The 16,745-nt window shown below is 65.2% G+C and carries 13 protein-coding genes and 1 tRNA gene; 12 read left to right on the top strand and 2 right to left on the bottom strand.

The window, feature by feature from the left end; translation table 11 throughout:
* Positions 1-105: 105 nt before the first annotated feature.
* Complete coding sequence (locus ACILR9_RS20155; protein WP_395711750.1) at positions 106-861, bottom strand: SDR family NAD(P)-dependent oxidoreductase; 756 nt, start codon at positions 859-861, stop codon at positions 106-108.
* Between the two features lie 325 nt (positions 862-1,186).
* Here ACILR9_RS20155 and rpmI point away from each other — a divergent pair, with 325 nt between their 5' ends.
* From rpmI to lepA, 5 genes are all read left to right on the top strand, one after another.
* Entirely contained in the window at positions 1,187-1,390 is a 204-nt protein-coding gene (gene rpmI / locus ACILR9_RS20150) for a 50S ribosomal protein L35 (protein ID WP_395711749.1), read from the top strand.
* Between the two features lie 3 nt (positions 1,391-1,393).
* On the top strand, positions 1,394-1,750 hold the full coding sequence (gene rplT, locus ACILR9_RS20145; protein WP_395711748.1) for a 50S ribosomal protein L20: 357 nt from the start codon (positions 1,394-1,396) through the stop codon (positions 1,748-1,750).
* 186 nt (positions 1,751-1,936) lie between these two features.
* Entirely contained in the window at positions 1,937-3,031 is a 1,095-nt protein-coding gene (gene pheS, locus ACILR9_RS20140) for a phenylalanine--tRNA ligase subunit alpha (RefSeq protein WP_395711747.1), read from the top strand.
* Positions 3,028-5,457, top strand: a complete 2,430-nt coding sequence (gene pheT, locus ACILR9_RS20135; RefSeq protein WP_395711746.1) for a phenylalanine--tRNA ligase subunit beta — start codon at positions 3,028-3,030, stop codon at positions 5,455-5,457. The genes pheS and pheT overlap by 4 nt, the downstream gene beginning before the upstream one ends.
* 200 nt (positions 5,458-5,657) lie before the next feature.
* Entirely contained in the window at positions 5,658-7,460 is a 1,803-nt protein-coding gene (gene lepA / locus ACILR9_RS20130; RefSeq protein ID WP_395711745.1) for a translation elongation factor 4, read from the top strand.
* Between the two features lie 1,079 nt (positions 7,461-8,539).
* On the opposite strand, the gene ACILR9_RS20125 is transcribed toward lepA, so the two are convergent.
* On the bottom strand, positions 8,540-8,893 hold the full coding sequence (locus ACILR9_RS20125) for a hypothetical protein (RefSeq protein ID WP_395711744.1): 354 nt from the start codon (positions 8,891-8,893) through the stop codon (positions 8,540-8,542).
* A 111-nt stretch (positions 8,894-9,004) separates the two neighbouring features.
* Between ACILR9_RS20125 and ACILR9_RS20120 the strand changes: the two genes are divergently transcribed.
* The 7 genes from ACILR9_RS20120 (at position 9,005) to ACILR9_RS20090 (ending at position 16,736) form a co-directional block, all read left to right on the top strand.
* Positions 9,005-9,094, top strand: a tRNA-Ser gene (locus ACILR9_RS20120).
* 156 nt (positions 9,095-9,250) lie between these two features.
* Entirely contained in the window at positions 9,251-11,386 is a 2,136-nt protein-coding gene (locus ACILR9_RS20115) for a DEAD/DEAH box helicase family protein (protein WP_395711743.1), read from the top strand.
* Between the two features lie 8 nt (positions 11,387-11,394).
* Positions 11,395-13,020 (top strand): class I SAM-dependent DNA methyltransferase, encoded by a 1,626-nt coding sequence (locus ACILR9_RS20110; RefSeq protein WP_395711742.1) that lies wholly within the window; start codon positions 11,395-11,397, stop codon positions 13,018-13,020.
* Positions 13,017-14,240, top strand: coding sequence for a restriction endonuclease subunit S (locus tag ACILR9_RS20105; RefSeq protein WP_395711741.1), 1,224 nt, complete (start codon positions 13,017-13,019; stop codon positions 14,238-14,240). Before ACILR9_RS20110 ends, ACILR9_RS20105 begins: the two co-directional genes overlap by 4 nt.
* On the top strand, positions 14,230-14,874 hold the full coding sequence (locus tag ACILR9_RS20100) for a DUF4433 domain-containing protein (RefSeq protein ID WP_395711740.1): 645 nt from the start codon (positions 14,230-14,232) through the stop codon (positions 14,872-14,874). Before ACILR9_RS20105 ends, ACILR9_RS20100 begins: the two co-directional genes overlap by 11 nt.
* Positions 14,874-15,950 carry a macro domain-containing protein gene (locus ACILR9_RS20095; RefSeq protein WP_395711739.1) on the top strand — a complete coding sequence of 359 codons (1,077 nt, stop codon included), beginning with the start codon at positions 14,874-14,876 and terminating at the stop codon, positions 15,948-15,950. Before ACILR9_RS20100 ends, ACILR9_RS20095 begins: the two co-directional genes overlap by 1 nt.
* A gap of 75 nt (positions 15,951-16,025) precedes the next feature.
* Complete coding sequence (locus ACILR9_RS20090) at positions 16,026-16,736, top strand: hypothetical protein (protein ID WP_395711738.1); 711 nt, start codon at positions 16,026-16,028, stop codon at positions 16,734-16,736.
* Positions 16,737-16,745: the final 9 nt, after the last annotated feature.

Here is a 16,745-nt window from a genome sequence, read left to right as displayed (position 1 = left end):
TCGCCTCATGGCTCATGACCCCTCCGTCCGCATCGGCTTTTGGCCGCAGAGCGGCCAAACGCCTTACGCGGACACCTCCCCAACTTCGTTGGGGAGGAGGGGCTACTACGCCATATACGACCCGCCGTTCACGTGCAGGACCTGGCCGGTGACGGCGTCGGAATCGTCGCTGGCGAGGTAGACCGCGGACCGCGCGATCTGGTCGGGCGTCAGCAGCTTGCCGCCCAGCGGGATCGTGGCGCGAGCGATCTCGATCAGCTCGGCGTCGGTGTTGCCGTAGCGCGGCTGGGCGGTATCGGTCGTGCCCGGCGCGATGGCGTTGACGCGGATGTTGTGCGGCGCGAGCTCGAGCGCCATCGCCCGGGTCATCGACACGACCCCGCCCTTGCTGGCGCTGTAGTGCACGCCGCGCACCGCGCCGCGCATCGCCTGGGACGAGAGGTTGATGATCGAGCCTGGCTTGCCGGCTGCGATCAGTGCTTTGGCGACGCCGACGGCGGCAAAGCAGCCGGCCTTGAGGTTGATGTCGAGCACGTAGTCCCAGTCGCTCTCGCGCATCTCGAGGAACTTCACCCGGGGATAGACGCCGGCATTGTTGACCAGGATGTCGGGCACGCCGAGCGTCTCGATGGTCTCGGCGACCATGGCCTCGATGTCGGCGAGCTTGGCGACGTCGGCCCTGATCAGGTGGGCGCGCCGGCCGGCCTGCACGACCGAGCCGATCACCGCCTCGGCGGCGGCCAGGTCATCGAGCCAGGTGACGGCGACATCGGCGCCCTCGGCGGCCAGCGCCCTGGCGATCGCCGCCCCGATGCCCTGCTGCGCGCCCGTCACCAGCGCGGTCTTGCCTGTGAGTTTCATCGGTATCCCCTCTTCATGGCCCTTCTCATTCCCCTCCCTGGCGAAGCTGGGGAGGTGTCGCCGTCTTCGGCGACGGAGGGGTCATGAGCCTCGGTCCCGCTGCTCATGACCCCTCCGTCGCGTAAGACGCGACACCTCCCCACGCTTCGCGTAGGGAGGGAAACCCATCTTCTCCCCAGCGGAGCTGGGGAGGAGGATGAGAAGGGCGAATTTCGCAACTCTTGCACGCCCCGGGCCTCATCGGTATAAGCGCGCTTCCTTCGGCGGCCGGGCCCAGAGGGCATTGCCTCGGCTGCCAACCGTAACCCTTTGAAAAGGAAAGAAAATGCCCAAAATGAAGACCAAGAGCGGGGCGAAGAAGCGGTTTCGCTTCACCGCCACCGGCAAGGTCAAGCACGGCGTCGTCGGCAAGCGCCACGGCATGAGCAAGCGGGGCAACCGCTTCCTCCGCCAGGCCACCGGCATGGAAATCGTGTCTGAGCCGGATACCCGCATCATCAAGCGCAACTTCTTCCCATACGAGAGGTAGGCCATGGCACGCGTCAAGCGGGGCGTGACCGCACACGCTCGTCACAAGAAGGTCCTCAAGCTCGCCGCGGGCTATCGCGGCCGCGCCAAGGCGGCGTTCCGCGTCGGCATCGAGAAGGTCGAGAAGGGGCTGCAATACGCCTATCGCGACCGGCGCAACAAGAAGCGCACGTTCCGCGGCCTGTGGATCCAGCGCATCAACGCCGCGACGCGCGAGCATGGCATGACCTACTCGCAGTTCATGAACGGCATCCTGAAGGCCGGCATCGAGGTCGACCGCAAGGTCATGGCCGACCTGGCCGTCCGGGAACCGGCAGCGTTCAAGGCTTTGGTCGACCAGGCACAAGCGGCTCTGAAATAGGGGCCCGCCCTCAAGTAAGGTTCGGCGGCGCCACGAAGAGGACAAGGGATGAGCGGGCGGGACGCCCGCGGTCCAGGCGGGCGAGACACCCGCGGTCCGGAAGAGCGGCGCCGAGGACAGAGATCGCAGAGAGGGAGCCTGGACCACAGGCTCCCTTTTTTCGTGTTCGTTTCGGAGTGAGCTCGCATGGACATATTCTCGACGTTTGAAATCGAGGACATTCGCCGCAAGGTGCTCGACGCCGTGCGGCACGCCGCCGACCTCGCCGCCCTCGACGCCGCGCGCGTGGCCGCGCTGGGCAAGAAGGGCAGCGTCACCGGCCTGATGAAGACCCTGGGCGGGCTCGCCCCCGACCAGCGCAAGGAATTCGGCGCCCGCGTCAACCAGCTCAAGGGCGAGATCGAGGTCGCCCTCGAGGCGCGCAAGTCGGCGCTCAGCGCCAGCGCGCTCGCCGCCCGTCTCACCAACGAGCGCGTCGACGTCAGCCTGCCGATCCGGCCCGAGCGGGAGGGCACCTTGCACCCGATCGGCCAGGTGATGGACGAGCTCGCTGCCATCTTCGGCGAGATGGGCTTCACCTGGGCCGACGGCCCGGACATCGAGGACGACTGGCACAACTTCACCGCGCTCAACATCCCGCCCGACCATCCGGCGCGCCAGATGCAGGACACCTTCTACCTGCCGTCGCGCGCCGACGGCACGCCGATGGTTTTGCGCACCCACACCTCGCCGGTGCAGGCCCGCACCATGCTCGACAAGGGCGTGCAGAAGATGCTGGCCGACGGCGGGTCGCTGCGCATCATCGTGCCCGGCCGCACCTTCCGCATCGACAACGACGCCACCCACACGCCGATGTTCCACCAGGTCGAGGGGCTGGTGATCGACCGCACCACGCACATGGGCCATCTCAAGGGCTGCCTGGTCGATTTCTGCCGCGCCTTCTTCGAGGTCGATGACCTGCCGCTGCGCTTCCGGCCCAGCTACTTCCCGTTCACCGAGCCGTCGGCCGAGGTCGATATCGGTTGCTCGTGGAAGGACGGCGAGCTGCGCATCGGCGCCGGCGATTCGTGGCTCGAGATCCTGGGCTCGGGCATGGTGCATCCCAACGTCATCAAGAATTGCGGGCTGGATCCCGCGATCTACCAGGGCTTCGCCTTCGGCATGGGCATCGACCGCATCGCCATGCTGAAGTACGGCATCCCCGACCTGCGCAGCTTCTTCGACTCCGATCTCAGATGGCTGCGTCATTACGGCTTCTCCGCCCTGGAGCTCGCCCGATGAAATTCACCCTGTCCTGGCTCAAGGAGCATCTCGACACCGAGGCCACGCTCGCCGAGCTGCGCCATGGCCTCACCATGCTGGGCCTCGAGGTCGAGGGCGTCAGCAACCCGGCCGAGCAGCTGAAGGGCTTCGTCGTCGGCTACGTCGTCGAGGCGGTGCAGCATCCCAACGCCGATCGGCTGCGGCTGTGCAAGGTCGACATCGGTTCGGGCAGCGTCATTCAGGTCGTATGCGGCGCGCCCAACGCGCGCACCGGCCTGAAGGGTATCTTCGCGCCGACCGGCAGCTTCATCCCCGGCACCGGCATCACCCTGAAGGCGAGCAAGATCCGCGGCGAGGAGAGCAACGGCATGCTGTGCTCCAGCCGCGAGCTGCAGCTCGGCGACGACCACAGCGGCATCATCGACCTGCCGGCCGACACGCTGACCGGCAGGCCGGCCGCCGAGGCGCTCGGCCTCGACGACGCGGTGATCGAGATCAAGGTGACGCCCAATCGCCCCGATTGCCTGGGCGTGCGCGGCATCGCCCGCGATCTCGCGGCGGCCGGCTTCGGCACCCTGAAACGCTTCATCCCTCACACCGTCACCGGCACCTACCACAGCCCGCTCTGGTGGCGGCACGGCTACCGCGTCGAGATGGACAGCCCCTGCCCGATCGTGGTCGGCCGGCATTTCCGCGGCCTCAAGAACGGCCCCTCGCCCGACTGGCTGCAGCGCCGCCTGAAGGCGATCGGGCTCAGGCCGATTTCCGCCCTGGTCGACATCACCAATCTCGTGACCTACGACCTCAACCGGCCCCTGCACGTGTTCGATGCCAAGAAGCTCAACGGCGACCTGGTGATGCGCCAGGCACGCGACGGCGAGCAGATCCTGGCGCTCGACGGCAAGACCTACACCCTCGATCCGTCGATCGCGGTGATCGCCGACGCCAAAGGCGTGCACGGACTGGGCGGCATCATGGGCGGAGAGGATACCGGCGTCGGCGACGACACCACCGAGGTGTTTCTCGAGGTCGCTTATTTCGACCCGATCCGCACCGCCGCCTCGGGCCGCAAGCTCGGTATCCTGTCGGACGCGCGCTACCGCTTCGAGCGCGGCATCGACCCCGAATCGGTGTGGTGGGGTGCCGAGGTGGCGGCGCGCCTGATCCTCGGCCTGTGCGGCGGCGAGACCAGCGAGGTCGTGTCGACCGGCATCATGCCGGCGTGGCGGCGCAGCTACGATTTGCGACCCGACCGCGTGAAGACGCTGACCGCGATCGACGTGCCGGCGGCCGAGACCGCGAGCATCCTGACCCGGCTGGGCTTCACCGTGCAGGGCAATGGCCCATGGAGCGTCGCCGTGCCGTCGTGGCGTCCCGACATCATCGGCGAGGCCGACCTGGTCGAGGAAGTGACGCGGGTGTACGGCTTCGACAACATCCCGACCACGTCGCTGCCGCGCCTCAGCCCGATCTCCAAGCCGGTGCGCAGCCCGCGCCAGCGGCGCGTACCCCAGGCCCGCCGCGCACTGGCGGCGCGCGGGCTGAACGAGGCGGTGAGCTGGTCGTTCCTGCCGCGCGCCCAGGCCGAGCGCTTCGGCGGCGGCGGCGCCGATTTGCGGCTGCTGAACTCGATCGCGTCGGAGCTCGACACGATGCGGCCCTCGATCCTGCCCAACCTGGTCGATGCGGCCAAGCGCAACGAGGCGCGCGGGCTCGCCGACCCGGCCCTGTTCGAGGTCGGCCCGCAGTACAGAGACGCCACGCCGACCGGGCAGCAGGCGGTCGCCGCCGGCATCCGCCACAAGAAGGCGGTGCCGCGCAACTGGGCCGGCCCGGCGCGCGACGTCGACGCCTTCGACGCCAAAGCCGACGCGATGGCCGTGCTCGAAGCGATCGGCGCGCCGGTCGACAACATGTTCGCCACGCACGGCAGCGGATCGGGGAACGAGGCCGGCGGCGCGCCGGACTGGTACCATCCGGGCCGCTCCGGGGCGATCAAGCTCGGCGACCGGGTGATGGCGTGGTTCGGCGAGCTCCATCCCGAGATCGTCGCGGCGGCCGACCTCAGCGGCCCGGTGGCGGCCTTCGAGGTGTTCCTCGACGCCCCGCCGCTGCCCAAGCCCAAGGCGACCAAAGCGCGGCCCAAGCTCGTGCTCTCGGCCTTCCAGCCGCTCGAGCGCGACTTCGCCTTCATCGTCGATGCCGGAGTCGAGGCCGAGCGCCTGGTGCGCGCCGCCCGCAACGCCGACAAGGCGCTGATCACGGCGGCGCGGGTGTTCGACGTCTACGCCGGCAAGGGCGTCCCCGACGACAAGAAATCGATCGCCCTCTCCGTGACCCTGCAGCCCGTCGAACGCACCCTGACCGACGCCGAGATCGAGGCGGCAAGCGCCAAGATCGTCGCCGCCGTCACCAAGGCGACGGGCGCGGCGTTGCGGGGGTGAGATCGTTTCTGTTGAGACCTTTTCTGGTGAGGCGTTCTTTGCTGGTGAGACCTTTTCTGTCGTCCTGAGCGTAGCGAAGGACCTCATCGCCCCCGCCACGGGAGTGCTTCGGAACTTCTGGCGATGAGATCCTTCGCTTCGTTCAGGATGACAAGAAGGGGGCGCGTTCGCGCTATAAGAGTACAATTGTCCAGGTACCCATGACCGACCTGTCGCTGCTGCGCAATTTCTCGATCATCGCCCATATCGACCATGGCAAGAGCACGCTGGCCGACCGGCTGCTGCTGCGCTGCGGGGCGGTGACGGAGCGCGAGTTCCACGACCAGATGCTCGATTCGATGGACATCGAGCGCGAGCGCGGCATCACCATCAAGGCGCAGACCGTGCGGCTCGAGTACCGCGCGCTCGACGGCAAGACCTATGTCCTGAACCTGATGGACACGCCGGGCCACGTCGACTTCGCCTACGAGGTCAGCCGCTCGCTGGCCGCCTGCGAGGGCTCGCTGCTGGTCGTCGACGCCAGCCAGGGCGTCGAGGCGCAGACCCTGGCCAACGCCTATCACGCGATCGACGCCAACCACGAGATCATCCCGGTCCTGAACAAGATCGACCTGCCCTCGGCCGAGCCCGAGCGGGTGTGCCAGGAGATCGAGGACGTGATCGGCATCGACACGTCCGAGGCGGTCAAGGTCTCGGCCAAGACCGGCCTCGGCATCGACGACCTGCTGGAGGCGATGGTGCGCCGCCTGCCCGCCCCCACCGGCGACCGCAACGCGCCGCTGCAGGCGCTGCTGGTCGACAGCTGGTACGACCCGTATCTCGGCGTCGTCACCCTGGTGCGCGTCAAGCACGGCACGCTGCGCAAGGGCCAGCGCATCCGCATGATGGCGGTCGGCGCCTCCTATGACCTCGACAAGGTCGGCGTGTTCACGCCCAAGCCCAAGGACGTCGACGAGCTGGGGCCGGGCGAGGTCGGCTTCATCATCGCCGGCATCAAGACCATCGCCGACTGCAAGGTGGGCGACACCATCACCGACGACCGCAAGCCCGCGGGCGAGATGCTGGCCGGCTTCAAGCCCTCCGTCCCCGTGGTGTTCTGCGGCCTGTTCCCGGCCGACGCCGCCGAGTTCGAGGGCCTGCGCGAATCGCTGGCCAAGCTGCGGCTCAACGACTCCTCCTTCCACTTCGAGCCCGAATCGAGCGCGGCGCTGGGCTTCGGCTTCCGCTGCGGCTTCCTGGGCCTGCTGCACCTCGAGATCATCCAGGAGCGGCTGGAGCGCGAGTTCGACCTCGACCTGGTCACCACGGCGCCGTCGGTGGTCTACAAGATCACCATGGACGACGGCACGGAGCGCGAGCTGCACAATCCAGCCGACTATCCCGACCCCTCGCAGATCGCCCTGATGCAGGAGCCGTGGATCAAGGCCACGATCATGACGCCCGACGAGCATCTCGGCTCGGTGCTGACCCTGTGCCAGGAGCGGCGCGGCCAGCAGATCGAGCTGACCTACGCGGGCTCCAGAGCCATGGCGGTCTACCGCCTGCCGCTCAACGAGGTGGTGTTCGATTTCTATGACCGGCTGAAGTCGGTGACGCGCGGCTACGCCAGCTTCGACTACGAGATGCTGGGCTACGAGGAGGGCGAGCTGGTCAAGCTCTCCATCCTGGTCAACGGCGAGCCGGTCGATGCGCTCTCGATCATCACTCACAAGAACCAGGCCGAGCAGCGCGGCCGCGCGCTGTGCGAGCGCCTCAAGGACCTGATCCCGCGCCAGCTGTTCAAGATCGCCATCCAGGCGGCGATCGGCGGCCGCATCATCGCCCGCGAGACGATCAGCGCGCTGCGCAAGGACGTGCTCGCCAAGTGCTACGGCGGCGACATCAGCCGCAAGAAGAAGCTCCTCGAGAAGCAGAAGAAGGGCAAGAAGCGCATGCGCCAGGTCGGCGACGTCGAGATCCCGCAGTCGGCGTTCATTGCCGCCCTGAAGATGGACAGCCGGTAACAGTCGCCGCCGCGGCGCGGCGGCGACTGCAAAGGGTTGGCGGCGAAATTCCCTGTTCCAAGAGAGAAGGCCCCGGCGGAAGCGGCCCAAAATGCCGATGCCATCGACATCTTTCGCATCGCCTCCCCGCCGGAACAGGGAAGCGTAACAGGGAATCGCTCGCCCCAGATCAGGGATTTGCGAGCACCGGACCAGCGGCCTTCCCGCCCGACAACAGGCCTCTACCTCCCGCGCCGCCCCTCGGCCCGTGTAGACAGTTTCCCGCCCGCTCATCCTCTTCCGGACCGCTAGCGCCTGTCCTGAGCTTGTCGAAGGATCACCGCTCGCCCGCGCGCATTCACCTGCGCGCCGGCGGACGCCCGTGCGCCGCTCATGACCTCGCCGAGCGAGAGGAGCGTCTTCGACAAGGTGGGAACGAGCAATCATGGTCCACACAGCCCCATTCGAGCCAGTCAGCACCGCCCGCACCCCCCAACCTGATCCTGAGGAGCCGCGCCCCGCGCGGCATCTCGAAGACCGGCCGCAAACACGACCCCTCTTCGCTGGGAGCGCGCCACTCCGATGGCGCTCTTCTTGCTGCTCACAAATCCGATGAGCGCCATCCCGGCGGAGACTACTCCGCCTGAAGTGGCGCGCTCCCAGCCATGACGACCTCGCGCCCTCCCGACGGTATCCGCCCAATGGCTCCCCGGCACATCGCCCTGCGCGGAGATTCGAGCCCGATTCTTGCGTCCGTTGCGTCAGTGCGTCAGTACCTCTTTGAAATCAACGCCTTGTCGCCACTTCCTCGCGCTTTCCTCAGCGTCAGCTTGCGTCAGTTGCGTCAGCCCCCGCAGGGTGAAGGCAATTTCGAGAACCACGTTGCTCCCTCCAGACAGAACGATGCCCGTCTGGCGTAACGCTACCCAAGAGTTGTCGCATCGCCACCTGACCGGCCTGGCTCACCTGTGCAGCCATTTCCTGTGCAACCAATTGCACATCCGACGAGCGAAGCCGCCGCCACGCGACATCCACCCGAACGTCCCGCCGCTCGCCACTCAAGCTAGCCGCCGCGCCGCCCCCCGCAAGCCCCTCAATTCCTAATTCAGTCCGCCCCGGCTCCGCCGCCGCCGTGTCCGCCCGCCGCCGATGAACGCCGGCGCCTCCGGCGCCCGGCTCCGCCCGATCCACAGGAAGAACACCCCCAGCCCCAGGAAAGCCAGCACCGCCGGCACCGTCAGCACCGGCCCGACCACCGACGTCCACAGCGACCCCGACAGATGCCGCTGCACAGCCGCCTGGGCCCGGTTCAGGGACCCGATGTCGAGCTGCGACCACAGTTCCCCCAGCCCGAACAGGCGGAACGAGCCCTCGCTCCACCACGCGAGCCCATCGTGCACGACCACCGCAACCGCCATGGCGAGCAGCAGCCAACCGAGCGCTCGGAACAACACATTGACCCCCTGGAAACGCGGGGCCGCACCCTACCCAAGCCGGCCGCCCCGGGGAAGATGCCGTTGCCCCCAGCGCCCACCGCGCTATAAGAGCGGCCAACCGCTTCAGGAGGACAGGTGGCCGAGCGGTTTAAGGCACACGCTTGGAAAGCGTGCGTGGTGTAACAGCCACCGCGGGTTCGAATCCCGCCCTGTCCGCCACCGCAGCTGCAGCTTCATGGAAGTCCGGGTTTCCTCGACACCCTTTGAGCTGCCCTAGGCTGATTCATTACCGTAACCAACAGACCATTAAGCTCAAACGGCGCACTATAGTGCAGGGCTCGTTGCCGAATTTCGTGCCAAGGGGGCCAGACCGACGTGACGAACGAAGCCTTCGCAAGGGTCAAGATCGACCAGTTGCTGAGGGATGCCGACTGGAAGCTCACCGATGGGCGAAGCGTCCGCTACGAGTATCCGCTCGATGACGGCGGGAAGGCCGACTATGTGCTGTTCGATCGACTCGGACGAACCCTGGCCGTGCTCGAAGCCAAGAGCACGAGCGTCAACCTGAGCGCGGGCGAGGCACAAGGTCAGCGTTATGCCGATCAGCTCGGTGTGCCTTTCATCTTTCTGTCCAATGGCGAGGAAATCTGGTTCCGCGACAAGGGCCAGGATGCTCACTATCGCCGCATCGAGACGGTCTTCAGCCAAAACGACCTCGCCCGTCGGAAAGCGGCGCGCGACATCCGTCGCAACCCGCTCGACATCGCCATCGACTCTCGGATCGTCGAACGCCTCTACCAGACCACATGCATCGACGTGCTTTGCCGTGAGATCGTCGCCGGCCGGCGCAAGATGCTCGTCGAGATGGCGACTGGCACAGGCAAGACGCGCACCGCTGCCGCCCTGCTCAAGCGCCTGTTCGAGGCCAACTGGGTGACACGCGCCTTGTTCGTGGTCGATCGCACCACCCTCGCGATCCAGGCGGAAGATGCTTTCGCCGAGCACCTGCCCCACCTGCCGTGTTACCGCGTTCCGCGGACCGGCCGCCGATTCCAGGACGAGAAGCGCGTGACAATCGTCACCCTGCAGACGCTGGTGAACGAGTACGAGAAGTACTCGGCCGGCTACTTCGACCTGATCCTCGTCGACGAGTGTCACCGCAGCATCTACGGACAATGGCGCCGGGCGCTCGACCATTTCGACGGCATCAAAATCGGCCTGACGGCCACACCGTGCGTCATGCGCGACGCAGCCGACATCGAGGAAGAAGATCGGGCCGCGATTCGCGACACGATGCGGTTCTTCGAGCTGGACCGGCCAACCTACAGGTACACCATGCAGGAGGCGATCGCGGACAGGTATCTCGTACCCTACGAGATCTATCGCGCCATGACCGTTCGCACGGCCGCCATTGAGGGCTTCACCGTCGCCCGCAACGAGATCGATTGGGATGCACTCGACCGAGAAGCGCGGACGGAACTGGACGCCCTGTTCACCGAGCACGATCCTATCGTCGTCGATCCAGCGGCGCTGGAGCGCCGCTTCAGCATTCCCGAACGCAATCGGGCGATGGTGCGCGAATTCCGCCAGGTCCTGGAGAACGGTTACACGGGTCCCAATGGCGTCCGACAGGCGCCGGACTGGGGCAAGACCATCGTCTTCGCCGTCACGAAGCGCCACGCCGAGACGCTCGCCCGCCTGTTCGACGACGCTTTCGCCGACAAGAAGCCGAGCCCGACAGTCCGCTATGCCGACTTCGTCATATCCGGCCTCGGCGCAGACGACACTGTCGATGGTCAGGCGAAGATCAGGCGATTCAAGAAGGAGGAATTTCCGCAGATCCTCGTCAGCGTGAACATGCTCGACACCGGCTTCGACTGCCCGGAGGTGCGAAATCTCGTGCTGGCCCGCTTCACCCATAGCTCGATTCTCTATCGGCAGATGCGCGGCCGCGGCACCCGGCAGGCGCCGGGCAAGGATCGGTTCACCATATGGGATTTCACAGGCGTCACGCTGCGGCACGGCGACGACGAGGAACCGGGCGACGGTGGTGTCGTTGTCGTCCAGCCTGCCAAGCCCCAACCGCAGCCGCGACGGCTGCTCACGCTCGACATTCACGACGAGATCGACCCGACAACGCGCGAATGGGTAACCATCGACGAGGATGGCCGCGCCTTCGTGGATGCCGACGAGGCCCGTGTCGAAGCCCTCGGAACCGCCTTTGAGACATGGCTGGGCGCACAGACACTCAACTCCGACCAGATTCGCCTGCTGCACCTGGTCAAGGAACAGATCAAGGCGAACGCGGCGGAGCTTATCCAGTTCCAGAGCTGGCGTTTCGACGTGCCGCCCCTGTCGCTGAACGGGGGATTCGAGCGAGCGCGCTCGGCTTTCGGCGGCGATGCGGAGATCGAGCGTCTGCTGGCCAGTATGAATGAAGCTGTTTTCGGTTTCACCGTCCCGAACGAGCGCCCTGGGGACCGATCCCGACTTGGCAACCCGACGAACTGAGTACGGAAATGCCCTTCACCCCCGATATGCGCCGCAAGGTCGATCAGATACGCGACTATCTTTATGGCGGCGGCTATCCTGATCCGTTGTCGAACGCGGAGCAGCTCAGCTTCCTGTTCTTCTTCTACCTGATCGAGAGAATCGACGCCGCCAACCTCCGCCAGGCCAAGGCGACCAAACGCCAGTACACCTCGCTGTTCTCGGGCGACTGGACGGTCCGCAACCCGCTCAACGCCCCGACCAAGGGCGTCGAGACCATCCCGCGCGAGCGGATGCGCTGGTCGTCCTGGGCCAACGCCATCTCGGGCGAGCAGCTCGTCACCTTCGTGCGCGACGAGGTGTTCCCCTTCTTCGCGGCAATCGGCGACGAGTTCGGCATGAGCTTCATGGCGCAGGCGCGCCTCGCGATCGACGAGCCCACCGTCCTCACTCAGGTGGTGACGCTGGTGAACGAGCTGAGGCTGGAGCAGGCCGATCCCGACACCAAGGGTGACCTGTTCGAGCATGTGCTGCGCCAGATCAAGCAGGCGGGCGAGCTCGGTCAGTTCCGCACGCCGCGCCACATCATCCGCGCCATTGTCGATCTGGTCGATCCGAAGATCGGCGAGACGGTCTATGACCCCGCCGCGGGGACCGCCGGTTTCCTCGTCGCAGCCTATGAGCATATCCGCCTCGGCAATTCCTCCGCCAACGGACGTGAGGCGGCCGAGCTGGAAGGCAAGACGTTCGAGCGCGGCATGGGCGACCGGCTGAGCGCCGCGCAATGGCGCAAGCTCCAGACCGGAACCTTCTATGGCAACGATGTCGATGCCAAGATGGTCAGCCTTGCCAGCATGAACCTGGCGTTGCGCGGCCTGCCCGATGTTCGCATCCTCAAGCGCAACGTGTTGACCACCAGCTTCGACCGACAGACCAAGGCTGAGAAGGGCCTGCCGCTCGACGGCTATGACGTGATCCTCGCCAATCCTCCTTTCTCCGGCCGTATCGACCGCGACCGCATCGTCGATGACGTGAAGATCGGGACCAGCACGGCAACCGAGCTTCTGTTCGTCAAATACATGATCGACAACCTCAAGCCCGGCAGCCGGTGCGGCGTGATCGTGCCCGAGGGCGTTCTGTTCGGCTCCACCGGGGCGCACCGGGAGCTGCGCCGCCTGCTGATGCAGAACAACCGGGTCGAGGCGGTGCTGTCGCTGCCCGGTGGGGTATTCCAGCCCTATTCGGGAGTGAAGACCTCGGTGCTGGTCTTCCGCCAAGGCGGGCGCACGGAACGGGTGATGTTCCTCCACGCCAGCAATGACGGCTTCAAGCTCGATGCCAACCACGACCAGCCGATCGAGGCCGACGACCTGCCCGGCCTGATCACCGCCTTCAACAGCCGGGAAGAGATGTGGGCGGATTGGCAAAAGCGTGATCCGGCCGCGCCCTGGACAGAGCACTGGTGGTTCGCCGAGGCCGGCGCCATCGAGCAGGAGGACTGGAACCTGTCCGGCTCCCGCTATCGGCCTGAGAGCCGCGAGGCCGTCGAGCACCGCGATCCGCGCGAGCTTTTGGAGGAACTGCAGGAGGACGTGGAGGCCATCCTCGGCGACATCCAGGCGCTGGCCGCGGAGTTGAGGGGAGAGGCGGCGTGAGCGGTTGGCAGCAGGCAAAGCTCGGAGAGCTGATCGTCGAGGCGGCCTACGGGACCAGTGTCAAATGCTCCGACTCGGCCGAGGGCATTCCCGTTCTTCGGATGGGCAATGTTCGCTATGACGGCACACTTGATCTCAGTGACCTGAAATACGCCTCGTTGACCGATACTGAGCGGGCGAAGTTCGGCATCGAGGAAGGTGATATTCTCTTCAACCGAACCAACAGCAAGGAACTGGTTGGCAAGACCGGCCTCTGGGATGGCCGCTTCCCTGCGGCGGCCGCTTCCTACTTCATCCGGGTTCGCGTCGCTCGCGACATCGTATGCCCAAAGTGGGTTTGGCGCTTCATGAATTCCGCCGCCATGAAAGATCGCCTATTCGCAACTGCAAGAGGGGCAATCGGTCAGGCCAACATAAACAGCGAGGAACTAAAGTCCTTCGTGCTGCCCGTTCCGCCGCTCAACGAGCAGCGGCGGATCGTGGGACTGCTGGACCGGGCGGCGGAGATCAGGCGCCGCGCCGATGCCGCTCGTGTTAAGGCCCGCGCCGTCATCCCCGCCCTCTTCCTCGACATGTTCGGCGACCCGGCGACCAACCCGAAGGGGTGGCGTCAAGTCCGTTTCAGTGAGGTGGTATCGGAGTTTCGATATGGCACCAATAAAAAGTGCCACGACTCCCAATCCGATGGCGACGTAGCGGTTCTACGGATTCCCAATGTCATTGGCGGCCGGATTGACTGGTCAGACTTAAAGTTCTCTACCCTGCCGGCGAAGGAGCGGGCCAAGACTGATCTTCGCACCGGCGACGTTCTGTTTGTCAGAACTAACGGCAACCCCGAGTATATTGGGCGTTGCGCAATGTTCGAAGGAACCCGCTCAGCCTCCTACGCCTCTTATCTGATCCGGGCGCGCCTGACAGCCGATCTCTTGCCGTTCTTCGCTGTCATTCACTTCAATCACAAGCGATATAGATCGTTCGTCGTGCGTGCAGGCCGCACCACAGCGGGTAACTTCAACTTGAGCACCGAAGGACTCGGGGCATTGCGTATAGTGATTCCCCCTATCCCGCTCCAAACCGCTTTCGCGGAACAGACCCAGCGCCTCGAAGCCACTGCCCGCGCCCTCGACATCGCCGCCACCAGGGCCGAAGCCATCGCCGCCGCCCTCTCGGCGGAGATGTTCGGTGTGTTACCAGGAAGGCAACCGGGCAATGGCGCTTAACCTGACGCCGGAACGCGGGCTGCTGTTCCGCATCACCCATGTCGCCAATCTGCCCTGGCTGCTGGCGAACGGGTTGCATTGCGCGAATGGCGCTGCCGCCGATCCGAATTTCGTCGCCATCGGCAACCCCGATTTGATCGACAAGCGCGCCCATCGGCAGGTGCCCATCGCGCCGGGCGGGACACTGGCCGATTACATTCCTTTCTACTTCACGCCGAAATCGCCGATGCTGCTCAACATCAAGACAGGGTATAATGGCATCGTCCGCCGTCCGAATCAGGAGATCGCAATCCTCGTCTCGTCCTGCCAAGCCATGAACAACAATGGCGTGTCCATGCTCTTCACAGATCGTCATGCCTATACGGCGACGGCCGATTGGAGCGGCAATCACACCGATCTGGCGGGGATGATCGACTGGGGCATACTCTGTCGGCATGACTTTGCTCGCGATGACAGCTATCCTGACAAGATGGAGCGCTATCAGGCTGAGGCTCTTGCCCATAGGCATGTTCCGCCGAACGCGCTTCTGGGTATCGGCTGCGTGTCCGAGGCCGTAAGACCGGCTATCGAAGCGAGCATCCAGGCGGCAGGTCGGACGCTCCAGGTGTTTGCTCGACCAGGGTGGTATTTCTGATGATTCGCTACACCCAAGGCAATCTGCTCGCGGCCGATGCCGAAGCGCTAGTGAACACCGTCAACACTGTCGGCGTCAGCGGCAAAGGCATCGCGCTGATGTTCAAGGAAAGCTACCCGGAGAACTTCCGGGCCTATGAGGCGATCAGCAAAGCGGGCGGGCTCTCCCCTGGCGGCCTGTTCATCACCGAACGGCAGGACATGCTCGGCCCGCGTTTCATCATCAACTTCGCGACGAAGAAGCATTGGCGTCACCCCTCCAGGCTGGAATGGATCGAGCAGGGACTGGCCGCGCTCAAGGAGGAGATCAAGGCTCGCGCCATCCGTTCCATCGCCATTCCGCCACTGGGAGCCGGCAATGGTGGGCTCGCTTGGAGCGATGTGAAGCCATTGGTCGCCAAGGCGCTCGCCGACCTCGATTGCGAGATCATCGTTTATGAGCCGACCCAGACCTATCAGAACGTCGTGAAGCGCCACGGCGTCGAGAAACTGACACCAGCACGGGCGCTGATGGCAGAGATGATCCGATGCTACGCGGTGCTGGGGTTCGATTGCTCGATCCTGGAAGCCCAGAAGCTCGCATGGTTCCTGAGCGGTGCCATTCGGCACCTGAGCTTGCCCAACCCGATCGCCGACGACTTCGTGGCCAATCGCTACGGCCCCTATTCGGACAAGGTTCGGCACCTATTGGACAGCCTGGACGGCAGCTACCTGACGTGCGAGCGCCGGGTGGCGGATGCCCGGCCATTTGATCCAATCCGATTCCGGCACGATCGGCAGGACAGGATAGGCGCCTATCTCACGTCACCCGAAGCCAGCCCTTATCGGCCCGCGCTGAACGCCGCCAGCGAGGTGATAGACGGCTTCCAGTCACCTCATGGCCTGGAGCTTCTCGCGACAGTGGACTGGCTCAATCGCGAATCAGGCGTGGCCTTGGAAAGTAAGGCCATGATGTCGGCCATTGCCTCGTGGCCTGGTCCGGAAGGGGCAGCCGTACGCAAGGCCAGAATCTTCACGCGGCATCATGTGGACGTTGCGGTCGGACACTTGCAGGGCATTCACTCTGGCGCGATGTAGTTGCCAGCGACCGCTTGCCTTGCGCAAAAATATTGGGCATAAATCCGGCCTGATGCAATGATCGGGGCACAAACGATGTCCACAGACGAAATCAAGACGCGCATTGTCGAGACTTTGCCACGAGACCTCCTGATCGACCTACTGGACACGGCCGTGGCGCGGGCGCGTCAGGCCCACGAACTTATCCGAGACAATACCGACCTGACCGGGCGCAGCGCTCGCGGGCTGGAAGGCCAAGCCCGCTTTCGGCTGATGGAAAAAGGTTTTCAGGATACGTGTGAGCTGCACGGAGGGATGCGGTTGGAAGGCGATGTGATCCCTGGCACGGACCTCCGTTACTATCAGCCGTTCATGCGCTTCGGCGGCGATCAGCCCGGTGTCCTGCTTGGCTTGGCTTCAATGCCGACCACAGCGGAGTTGCCGACCAAGAACCGATCCCGGCTCGCCGGCGTGACTTTGAACTACCACCTGACGCCCCGCCTGGACCTCGAAGGCCATGGCTCGACCGTGAAGCCTGGCGACATCTTCGTCCTGCTCCTGTTTGCGCGTGATCCTTCGCAGGGCGGCCGCCTTGCGGAAGTCGCGATCGGCGTCATCGACGCCGAGTATCAGGGTTTCCTCGCATATGAGACGATTGAGACGTTTATGGCGGCCTATGCCCCTTCCACCGGAGCGGAAACGGCCCCGGAAAGCCGGCCGGTCGTCGCGCTGAAGAAGACGCCCAAGACTTTCAGGCCGCCGGAGCAGCCCAACCCTGACAAATCAGCTGACGGCCCAGTGGAATAAACGGCGGCG

This window comes from Reyranella sp. (assembly GCF_044224635.1).
Taxonomy (GTDB): Bacteria; Pseudomonadota; Alphaproteobacteria; order Reyranellales; family Reyranellaceae; genus Reyranella.
Note: the sequence above shows the minus strand (reverse complement) of the source record. Positions and strands in the feature narration are given on the sequence as shown.

What these genes read in the sequence shown, in the direction of transcription:
- ACILR9_RS20155 (WP_395711750.1), bottom strand. Translation starts at nt 861, where the DNA reads ATGAAACTCACAGGCAAGACCGCGCTGGTGACGGGCGCGCAGCAGGGC.
- rpmI (WP_395711749.1), top strand. Translation starts at nt 1,187, where the DNA reads ATGCCCAAAATGAAGACCAAGAGCGGGGCGAAGAAGCGGTTTCGCTTC.
- rplT (WP_395711748.1), top strand. Translation starts at nt 1,394, where the DNA reads ATGGCACGCGTCAAGCGGGGCGTGACCGCACACGCTCGTCACAAGAAG.
- pheS (WP_395711747.1), top strand. Translation starts at nt 1,937, where the DNA reads ATGGACATATTCTCGACGTTTGAAATCGAGGACATTCGCCGCAAGGTG.
- pheT (WP_395711746.1), top strand. Translation starts at nt 3,028, where the DNA reads ATGAAATTCACCCTGTCCTGGCTCAAGGAGCATCTCGACACCGAGGCC.
- lepA (WP_395711745.1), top strand. Translation starts at nt 5,658, where the DNA reads ATGACCGACCTGTCGCTGCTGCGCAATTTCTCGATCATCGCCCATATC.
- ACILR9_RS20110 (WP_395711742.1), top strand. Translation starts at nt 11,395, where the DNA reads ATGCCCTTCACCCCCGATATGCGCCGCAAGGTCGATCAGATACGCGAC.
- ACILR9_RS20100 (WP_395711740.1), top strand. Translation starts at nt 14,230, where the DNA reads ATGGCGCTTAACCTGACGCCGGAACGCGGGCTGCTGTTCCGCATCACC.
- ACILR9_RS20095 (WP_395711739.1), top strand. Translation starts at nt 14,874, where the DNA reads ATGATTCGCTACACCCAAGGCAATCTGCTCGCGGCCGATGCCGAAGCG.
- ACILR9_RS20090 (WP_395711738.1), top strand. Translation starts at nt 16,026, where the DNA reads ATGTCCACAGACGAAATCAAGACGCGCATTGTCGAGACTTTGCCACGA.